The 8,297-nt window shown below is 65.3% G+C and carries 10 protein-coding genes and 1 pseudogene; 2 read left to right on the top strand and 9 right to left on the bottom strand.

Translation table 11 applies throughout. The features are described 5' to 3' along the window. A partial coding sequence (locus tag ACT53T_RS06840) for a helix-turn-helix domain-containing protein (RefSeq protein WP_476160648.1) occupies positions 1 to 395 on the top strand: 395 nt, incomplete at its 5' end. Positions 396 to 425: 30 nt separating this feature from the next. Here the strand turns inward: ACT53T_RS06840 and ACT53T_RS06835 are convergent. Next, positions 426 to 1,241 carry a hypothetical protein gene (locus ACT53T_RS06835; protein ID WP_476160647.1) on the bottom strand — a complete coding sequence of 272 codons (816 nt, stop codon included), beginning with the start codon at positions 1,239 to 1,241 and terminating at the stop codon, positions 426 to 428. 183 nt (positions 1,242 to 1,424) lie between these two features. Between ACT53T_RS06835 and ACT53T_RS06830 the strand changes: the two genes are divergently transcribed. Continuing rightward, positions 1,425 to 2,336, top strand: a complete 912-nt coding sequence (locus ACT53T_RS06830) for a LysR family transcriptional regulator (protein WP_476160646.1) — start codon at positions 1,425 to 1,427, stop codon at positions 2,334 to 2,336. Here the strand turns inward: ACT53T_RS06830 and ACT53T_RS06825 are convergent. The 8 genes and pseudogenes from ACT53T_RS06825 to ACT53T_RS06790 form a co-directional block, all read right to left on the bottom strand. Next, complete coding sequence (locus ACT53T_RS06825; protein ID WP_476160645.1) at positions 2,303 to 2,557, bottom strand: DUF2274 domain-containing protein; 255 nt, start codon at positions 2,555 to 2,557, stop codon at positions 2,303 to 2,305. The genes ACT53T_RS06830 and ACT53T_RS06825 overlap by 34 nt on opposite strands. Next, positions 2,554 to 3,762, bottom strand: coding sequence for a TraB/TrbI/VirB10 family type IV secretion system protein (locus ACT53T_RS06820; protein ID WP_476160644.1), 1,209 nt, complete (start codon positions 3,760 to 3,762; stop codon positions 2,554 to 2,556). Before ACT53T_RS06820 ends, ACT53T_RS06825 begins: the two co-directional genes overlap by 4 nt. Continuing rightward, complete coding sequence (gene trbG, locus ACT53T_RS06815; protein ID WP_476160643.1) at positions 3,759 to 4,829, bottom strand: P-type conjugative transfer protein TrbG; 1,071 nt, start codon at positions 4,827 to 4,829, stop codon at positions 3,759 to 3,761. The genes ACT53T_RS06820 and trbG overlap by 4 nt, the downstream gene beginning before the upstream one ends. After that, positions 4,826 to 5,509: a conjugal transfer protein TrbF gene (trbF, locus tag ACT53T_RS06810; RefSeq protein ID WP_476160642.1), complete on the bottom strand. Its 684-nt coding sequence runs from the start codon at positions 5,507 to 5,509 to the stop codon at positions 4,826 to 4,828. Before trbF ends, trbG begins: the two co-directional genes overlap by 4 nt. Positions 5,510 to 5,512: 3 nt before the next feature. Further along, entirely contained in the window at positions 5,513 to 6,850 is a 1,338-nt protein-coding gene (trbL, locus tag ACT53T_RS06805) for a P-type conjugative transfer protein TrbL (RefSeq protein ID WP_476160641.1), read from the bottom strand. Next, a complete protein-coding gene (gene trbK-alt / locus ACT53T_RS06800) occupies positions 6,847 to 7,161 on the bottom strand; it encodes a putative entry exclusion protein TrbK-alt (RefSeq protein WP_476160640.1) in 315 nt (104 codons plus the stop codon). The genes trbL and trbK-alt overlap by 4 nt, the downstream gene beginning before the upstream one ends. Before the next feature lie 9 nt (positions 7,162 to 7,170). Further along, complete coding sequence (gene trbJ, locus ACT53T_RS06795; RefSeq protein ID WP_476160639.1) at positions 7,171 to 7,914, bottom strand: P-type conjugative transfer protein TrbJ; 744 nt, start codon at positions 7,912 to 7,914, stop codon at positions 7,171 to 7,173. Next, positions 7,914 to 8,297 (bottom strand): annotated as a pseudogene (locus tag ACT53T_RS06790) (conjugal transfer protein TrbE); the annotation flags it as partial. The pseudogene ACT53T_RS06790 and the gene trbJ, both read right to left, overlap by 1 nt.

The following is an 8,297-nucleotide window of genomic DNA, read 5'->3' as shown; positions in this document are numbered from 1 at the left end:
TCCCTACCGCGATCTCTTCAAGCTGGCTGGTTCTCGTCATGGAAATGCGAGAGACGCTGGCGCGCAATCTGAGGAAACATCGACGGGCGCAACGCCTGTCGCAGGAGGAGCTCGGCCATCGAGCCGAGCTGGACCGCACCTATATCAGCTCGATCGAACGCTGCGTCTATTCGGCGACGGTCGACGTCGTCGGTCGCCTCGCCGACGCTCTCGGAATTCCGGCGCTCGAGCTTCTGAGGCCCGCGAGCGAAACTGCGGAGGCGAAAGCGTCATCCGCGACATTGGCTGCAAGCGCGAGTACGAAGGCGCCGCCCAAGAAAGCCGCGAAGCCGTCTCGCAAAAGCGAGGGGCCGGCGCAAAGGCGGGTCACTGCTCGAAAGAAGCCGGGTCCATAGCCGAACGACCATGGACCCGAGCAACGAGGATCACATCGGCGAGACCGCTGCTTCCGGCGATGCCAGCCGGGCGATATCTGCGAGCGCCGAGCGCAGTTCCGGCCAGGGAAATTCCGCATCTGTCGGGCTCGGCTCGCCGAGCTGAATGAGGATGGCGAGCTTGGCCGCGACACCCGGCAGGCTGGCGGCTTTCGTCTTCGGGACCGAAGCCACAAAATCGCGCTCCTTGCCGAGAGCGGCGCGGAGTTCAACGTCCACGGCGTCGAAGCCAAGCGTCGCCGCCGCCTCGTTCCATCGCTTTTGCTGTTCGTCGAACGCCGCGATCAGCGCTTCTCTCTCGAGCGCCGGCATGTTCGCGACCAGCTCCTCGATCTCGTCGACCGATTGAGCGATTTTCGGCTCCGCCTCGCCGGAAAGGCGGATCGCGACCTCGGGGATGCCGACCGAGTGAATGAGCTTCTTCTCGATGCGTTGCCACTGGCGCGTCAGCGCGACGACCTGAGTGTGATTGGCTTGCCAGTTCCACCAGAGCTGCAGCGCAGGGTCGGACGGCGCCCGTCCAGTCGTCTTCCCGGACGGCAAGGCGCCGGTTCCTCGCAAAATGGCGCGCCAGCTAACGGCAGGCGGAGTCGTGCTATCTTCAGAATCAGCCATGATCCAAGCTCCAGTCAAGCGTGGGTTGTGGTCAGGCCGGGCGGGATGTTCCACCATCCCGTTCGGCCGCTGCTCATGAAATTGCAGCAGGGAGAAGGTAAGCCGGCGAGAACGTTTTAGCAACGTATATTGGAAACACAGTCGTTCATAGCCTTGCGCCGCAAAGCGGTCGGGCTGTTCGCGACGGCGCATCGATTACGGAGGAAACGGGTCCGTTCGCCGAAAAACCCATAGCGCGCAAAGCGATAGCCGCTCGATCGGCGGCCTTGAAAAGGCCATTTATTTTCAATGAAGTAGAGATCATTAGAGCGGTCGACGGCGTCATCGTCGGCATGTCCGATTCTGGAAATCAGCTTGTGAAACCGGGCTTTTCAGGTGAATTCGGAGCTTCGAGATCTGAAATGGGCTCTTGTCGCCTCGCGGCATCGAAGCCTTCGGCAAGCGGCGGAGACGCTGAACACGCGTCAATCCACCCTCAGCCGTCGATTGCATGATCTCGAATGTGAGCTCGGCGTGGATTTGTTCGAGCGCACGACCGGTGGAACGAAGCTCACGCCGGTCGGTCGCGAATTTCTGGATGCGGTGCGGCCCATCGTCGATGAAGCGGACCGCCTCTTCCTCACATTCAAAACGCGACGCAATGGCGGACGCAGGCCATTGCGAATAGGGATTTGCTCGTCGCTTTCGGCCGGCAATCTGCGGGAGACGCTCGCGGAGTTGTGCCGCCAGATCGCGGATGCGGACATCCTCCTGGTCGACGGCACCAAGGTGGGATTGCTCGGCGAGGTCGCCGCCGGCGCGATCGACGTCGCCATACTGACCTCCGGCGGCGGAAGGTGGAATGATCGCGTTTTGCCGCTCTGGGGCGAACGCGTCGTCGTCGCCGTTCCGGAACATCACCCGCTCAATCGGCCAGCGATCAAATGGCGGGAACTTTGCGACAATCGGATATTGCTGACGCGGAGCGGCGTCGATTCCGAGCTCGAGCATTTGCTGAGCGTGAAGGCCGGCGGCTCGGGTGCTCTGCGTATCAGCTATCAGGATGTCAGCCTCGACAGGCTGTTGAGCCTCGTCGGCGCCGGCTATGGCGTCGCGCCGCTGCTCGAAGGCGCCGTTGGTTTCGTCTGCCCCGGAGTGGCCCATCGCGAGCTGCATGGCGACTGTGGGCAAATGCGGCTTCAGTTCGCGGCCTATTGGAAAGAGACGAACAGCAATCCGATGCTGCAACCGTTTCTCGATCTGTTGCGCGCCCGCTATCCCGACCTTTCGGTTTCCGCGACGGGTTGAGGTTTAGGCCCTGTCCGAGTCTTCGCGAAGGCTCTGTCTGTCGCGATGAAGCGCTGAAGCATCGGGACAATCAGCTTGAGCGGATCAGAGATGGTCTGCCCATTGGCTCTGCCAAGCGCGTCCGCATAGGCGGCGAGATCGCGATGCAGAGAGGCTGGAATCTCGACGGTGATTTTTACCGGCTTGTCGTCCGCGAGCGGACCGAGCTTCAGTTTCGTCACGGCGCCATTCCTTCCTTGTATGGAGCCAATAGGAGATCCCGCGTCACGAGCACACGGACGGGGAAGCCCGGCCGGATGGTGAGAGTGGGCTGGACATTGAGCTGGCGTTGAACGAGCAACTGACCGGTCTGACTCGCGCTGTTAGAGCCGCCGCGGCGGATCGCCTGGATGAGGCTGCTATCGCTGTTCGTCGTTCCGGCTTCGGCGCCGACGCTGAGCAGCGTCGAGAGCGCGGCTCCCTTGATCAGCATGTCCCAATGATTGTCGATCTCGTCCTCGAGGCCGGCATAGCCGGCGGCGTCGGCGCCGGGCTGCCGCTCCAGCACGATCGAGGTTCCATTGGGCATGATGAGCCGAGTCCAGGCGAGGAGCACGCGCTTTTGCCCATAGGCGACGGAGCTGTCGTATTGGCCGATCAGCTTCGCCCCCTGGGGGATGAGCAAAAATTTCCCTGTCGGACTGTCGTACACGGCTTCGGTCACCTGGGCGGTGATCTGTCCCGGCAGATCGGAGCGGAGGCCGGTGATGAGCGCGGCCGGAATGACAGTGCCGGCCTGGACGACGTAGGGCGATGCAGGCTTGGCGAGCCGATCAGGACTGACGGTTCGCCGATCGGTCGATGCAGTCAGAAAAGCCGTTTTGCGATCCTGCATGTTCTGGGCAGAGCCGGCGTCGACAGAAGGCGGCGCCGCGACTCCGGCGTCGGCCGCGGAGATCGCGGTCGGAGCGATCGGAGTGCTCGGCCTCTCGCGCTCACTCGTCTGAGCAAAGAGCCGGCTCACGCGCGCGGCCTCACCTTCCTGCGCGCGGCGCTGCGCCTCGGGGTCGGACGCCGATGCGCCGACGATCGTCGTATTGCCGGCCGCGCCAGCATTCAGAATGGGCCGGCCGAGATCGCCCGGCAGAGGCGGTCCGAGCGGCGGCGCCGGGCGTGGCAATCCGGTGTAGTCTTTGGGCAAATTGGCGAGGCCGTCGGCGGCAGGATGATTCTGCGTGTTGTAGAGTTCCTGGGCCGCGCCACTCCTGTCGCGGGGCTGCAGCGCGTAACCGAGCGCGGCGGCGATCGCGAGGGCGGCGACGCTCGCCATGCCGATCAGCACCTTGCGCGACAGCCGCGTCACGCGCGGGCGTTCGCTTCGCAGTCGAATGTCCGGCGTGATCGGCGGCGATGAGCCGAACTTATCGTCATTCGCGTTCGGCGTCATGACCGCGGCCTTCCGTCGGTGCGGACGATGCGCACGCGGCGCTCGCTGTCCGCGTCGCCGAGGCGGAGCTCGGCGGCGGCGAAGAGGCGATCGACGACGTAGTAGTTGCGGCTCACGCGATAATTGACCAGCTCCGATCCGCCGGCCGGACCGACGACAAAGAGCGGCGGTGTTTCGCCCTGGCGGATGCCGGTCGGGAATTCGATATAGACCTTCGATCCATCGTCGAAGGCGCGCAGCGGTCGCCAGGCCGGACTGTCGCCCTGGATCGCGTAGCGGAAATTCAGCGCGGAAACGTCGACGCCCGTCGCGATCGGCGCGGCGGACTCCGTAGTGGCGTTTTGCCGGCGCAAGGCGATGAGCTGGTCTTCCGGATATTGCCAGGAGACCGAGGCCATATAGGTCTTCTCGGTCGATCGCAGCTCGAGCAGATAGGTACGCCGATCGGTGTTGACGACGAGATTGGTGACGAGATCTGGCCGCGTCGGTTTGACGAGAATGTGGATCTTTTTGCTCGCGCCTGCGCCGCTCTCCGTGTCGCCGATGATCCAGCGCACGGTGTCGCCCGCAGCAACCGGCCCGGAGCCGACGAGCTGCTCGCCCTCCTGGAGGGCGACGTCAGTAATCTGTCCCGGAGCGGCGTAGACCTGATAGAGCGCGCCGCCTGAGAAGGGATAGACCTGCACGGCGTTGATGAAACCGTCGCGCACCGGCTGCACGCGGGCGGCGGCGTTGGCTTGGTTGACGCGCACGGCCGGATCGGCGGGTTCGGGCGGCGCCTTGCCGGCGTGCAGCGGCTTCAATTGGCCCGGCAAGGGAAGCGGCTTGGCGAGGGTGACGATTTTCACCGGGGCCGGCGGATCGGCGGAGAGCTGCGCCGGCGCGGCGTCGTCGTAATCGATATCCGGCGGAATGAATTTCGCACATCCGGCGAGCGACGCGGCGGAGAAGAGCAGAGCAGCAAAGCCAGTTTTACGGAAAGATGCGTTTCCGTCTTTCCGGAACTGCAAGTACACGGTGATGCGCGAAGCCGGATCGCCGGCTTTCAGGAAATTCGGCCGGGTCATTGTCCGAGCTCCTTGGACCAGTTGATGGCGTTGACGTAGACTCCGAGAGGATTCTTGCGGAGGCGATCGGCGTCGGTCGGCGGCTGGATGACGATGGTGAGGATCGCCGTCCATCGCGTGGTGTCGGCGAGCGCGCCGTCCTGATATCGGCGCTCGATCCAGGCGACGCGGAACGAGTCGACAGAGGCGCGGATGACGCTGGAGACGTCGACGGCGATCTGCTGCTTGCCGAGCTTGGCGAAGGGGTCGTTGGCGCGCGCATAGTCGTTGAGCGCAGCGGCGCCGGCCGTCGTCGTGAAGTCGTAGGCCTGCAGCCAGCTCTGGCGAACGACGACCGGATCGGCCGGAGCGGCGCGCACATCCTTGATGAAGCGGGCGAGATACCAGGCGATCTGCGGATCGGACGGCGTGTAATCGGCGATCGCCGGCGCGACCGCGCGCGCCTCGCCGAGCCGGTCCATTTGAACGACCCAGGGGACCACGGTCCCATGCGTCGATTGCCAGACTAGGCCGGCCGCCAGACCGCAGGACAAGAGCAGCGAGCCGAAAGCCATCAGCCGCCAGTTCTTCGCCTGGACGCGCGCGGAGCCGATGCGCTCGTCCCAGGCCTGGGCGGCTCGCTGATAGGGCGTCTCCGGTTCGGGCGTGCGGCCATAGCGCACCGAGGCGCGTCGTAACATGGTCTATTCCTGTTGTGAGAGATCGACGGAATGGCCGCCGCCGTGGCTGTCGCCGGACTGAATGACATGCGCGGCGGTCGTCGCGCCGTGGCTCGCGAGTTGATTTCGCTTCATGCGCCGCGCCCAGGCGGGCGGCGCATTTCCCGCCGGAGCGCCGGTCGCGCCGTCGCCGACCGGGCCTGTGGTCGACGAGCCGCCCGTCGCGGCGAAGGCGGCGCGCGCGCCGGCGGAATAGTTCTCGGCCAAGGAGTTCGTCGCGCGAGCGGCTGCGCGGCGGAAGGGAGCCGCTGCGCCGGCGCCCGCCGCTCGGCCGACGCCGGCGAGCCCAGCGGCGACAGCCGAAGGCCCGGACTCGTCGACCGAGCCGAGCGCATAGGCGGAAACGGCCCCGCCGGCGAGCCTCGCGCCGCCGCGCGCGGTGGCGGCGGCTCCCGAGGCGGCGGCTGTCGCTCCCCTCCCGGCGAGGCCGAGCGCGGCGCCTCCGAGCATTCCGGCGCCCGCGACGGCGAGGCCGGTTCCGACCGCCGCGCCGGCGCCGAGCTGCGGCGCGCCGGAGACGAGGCCGGTCGCGATGCCGGGACCGAATATGCCGAGTCCGAGCATGGCGAGAGCGGCGAGCACGACGGAGAGCGTCTGCTCGATCGTCGGCTGCTCGCCGCCATAGCTCGTTGTGAATTGCGAGAAGAGTCCCGAGCCGATTCCGACGATGACGGCGAGCGTCATCACCTTCACGCCCGAGGCGACGATATTGCCGAGCACCTTCTCGGCGAGAAAAGCGGTCTTGTTGAAGAGCGCGAAGGGGATGAGCACGAAGCCCGCGAGCGTCGTCAGCTTGAACTCGATGAGCGTGACGAAGAGCTGCACGGAGAGAATGAAGAAGGCGATGATGATCAGCAGCCAGGAGATCATCAGCACGGCGATCTGAACGAAATTGGCGAAGAAGGAGGCGTAGCCCATCATTTGGCTCGCGGTGTCGAGCAGCGGCTGACCGGCGTCGAGGCCGACCTGGGCGAGACGGCCGGGCCGCAGGAAATCGGCGGTCGACACCGACGAGCCGCCGGCCTTCAGGCCGACGCCGGCGAAGCTATTGAACGCGACCGCGGAGAGCTTGTTGAAATTGGTGATGAGGAAAGCGAAAAAGCCGATATAGAGCGTCTTCCGCACGAGCCTCTGGATCACGTCCTCGTCGGCGCCCCAGGCCCAGAACAGGCCGGCGAGCGTGATGTCAATCGCGATCAGCGTCGAGGAGAGATAGGCGACGTCGCTTTTGAGCAATCCGAAGCCGGAATCGATATAGGTCGTGAAAGTGTTCAGGAAGGAATCGATGACGCCGATGTTCATGGCGCGGCGCCTTTCGATGTAGCTGCGGCCGGCGCGGCCGTGGGAGGCGTCGGCCGCGCCGGCCTGCCGAAGAAGCGGCGGCGGTTCTCCGTCCAGACCGCATCACAGCGCTGATCTTCGGCATCCTGAAGGCCAAGCGCGCCGCAGCGGCGCAGCTCGGCGGACAGATCGTCTGGTTCGTCGGCAAAGGCCGCGCCGGCGTCACGGACGACTGGCGCGGGCGCATCGAGATCGATCGCCGATAGCATCGCGCCCGATGTGGCGATCAGAATGAGGATCGCGCCGGCGCGCCATATTTCCCGTCGCCACATGACCGCGCCTCAATTGCCGTGGAACATGGTGACATTGCCCGGCTGATAGCCGGAGCGCGTCGAAAAGCGCCGATATTGCTCCTGTCCTTGCGACTCGGCGGCCGTGATGCGCGATTGTTCGAGCGCATCGGCGCGACTCTTCGCGGCGACCACGGCGACGAGATCGGAGAGCTGCTGCGATTGCAGCGCGAGCAGCTGATTGCCGGCCTGCGCCGCCTGCAGCGCGCCGGTCGCCGTCTGGCTGGCCGAGGTCAGCGACGACATGGCGGAGCCGTTGCTCGAGATGTTGCCGACGACGCCGGCCTGCACTTTCAAGGAGTCCTCGAAGGCGGCGACGGAATTGCGCCAGCGCGTCTGCGCCGTGGCGATCAGTCCCGAGCCGGAGGCGCTGGTCGACGCCGAACCATAGTTGGTCGTGAAGGCGGATTCGATCTGCTGGACATTGAAGGCGATGTGCTGCGCCTGCGCGAGCAGCGACTGCGTCTTTTGGATGGTGGTCTGGAGCTGGCTCAGCGTCGAGAGCGGCAGGCTTGCGAGATTGCGCGCCTGATTGGTCAGCGTCTGCGCCTCATTGGCGAGGCTCTGGATCTGATTGTTGACCTGCTGCAACTCGCGCGCGGCGGTGAGCACGTTCTGCGAGAAATTGCTCGGATCGTAGACGACCAGCTGTGCGGGCGCGGGATCTGCGACGAAGAAGAGCGAGAGAGCCACGGCGGAGCACAAGCCCGCGCGGCGAAAAGAACGTGCGGCCATCAGGAAAACTCCAGATTGGTGAGGTCGGGGATGAGGTCGGCGGCCCATTCGAGGCCGCGCTCGACCAGCCACGCGCGGAGAAATCCATCCGACCCGTGCTCGGCGAGGATGCGCTCGATCGCAGCGTGATCGGCCTTGGAGGAAGCGGCGCAGAAGGCGAGGCCGATCGGTCCGAGCCCCAATTCGAAAAGGCGATTGCCGCGCCGCGATTGGCAGTAATAGTCGCGCTTGGGCGTCGCGCGGGCGATGATGTCGATCTGGCGATCGTTGAGGCCGAAGCGGCGATAGATCGCGGTGATCTGCGGTTCGATCGCGCGCTCATTCGGGAGGAAGATGCGAGTCGGACAGCTCTCGACGATCGCCGGCGCGATCGGGCTATTGTC

It is taken from the genome of Methylosinus sp. DMC45 (assembly GCF_056313885.1).
Note: the sequence above shows the minus strand (reverse complement) of the source record. Positions and strands in the feature narration are given on the sequence as shown.

What these genes read in the sequence shown, in the direction of transcription:
- ACT53T_RS06835 (WP_476160647.1), bottom strand. Translation starts at nt 1,241, where the DNA reads ATGCGCCGTCGCGAACAGCCCGACCGCTTTGCGGCGCAAGGCTATGAA.
- ACT53T_RS06820 (WP_476160644.1), bottom strand. Translation starts at nt 3,762, where the DNA reads ATGACGCCGAACGCGAATGACGATAAGTTCGGCTCATCGCCGCCGATC.
- trbG (WP_476160643.1), bottom strand. Translation starts at nt 4,829, where the DNA reads ATGACCCGGCCGAATTTCCTGAAAGCCGGCGATCCGGCTTCGCGCATC.
- trbF (WP_476160642.1), bottom strand. Translation starts at nt 5,509, where the DNA reads ATGTTACGACGCGCCTCGGTGCGCTATGGCCGCACGCCCGAACCGGAG.
- trbL (WP_476160641.1), bottom strand. Translation starts at nt 6,850, where the DNA reads ATGAACATCGGCGTCATCGATTCCTTCCTGAACACTTTCACGACCTAT.
- trbK-alt (WP_476160640.1), bottom strand. Translation starts at nt 7,161, where the DNA reads ATGTGGCGACGGGAAATATGGCGCGCCGGCGCGATCCTCATTCTGATC.
- trbJ (WP_476160639.1), bottom strand. Translation starts at nt 7,914, where the DNA reads ATGGCCGCACGTTCTTTTCGCCGCGCGGGCTTGTGCTCCGCCGTGGCT.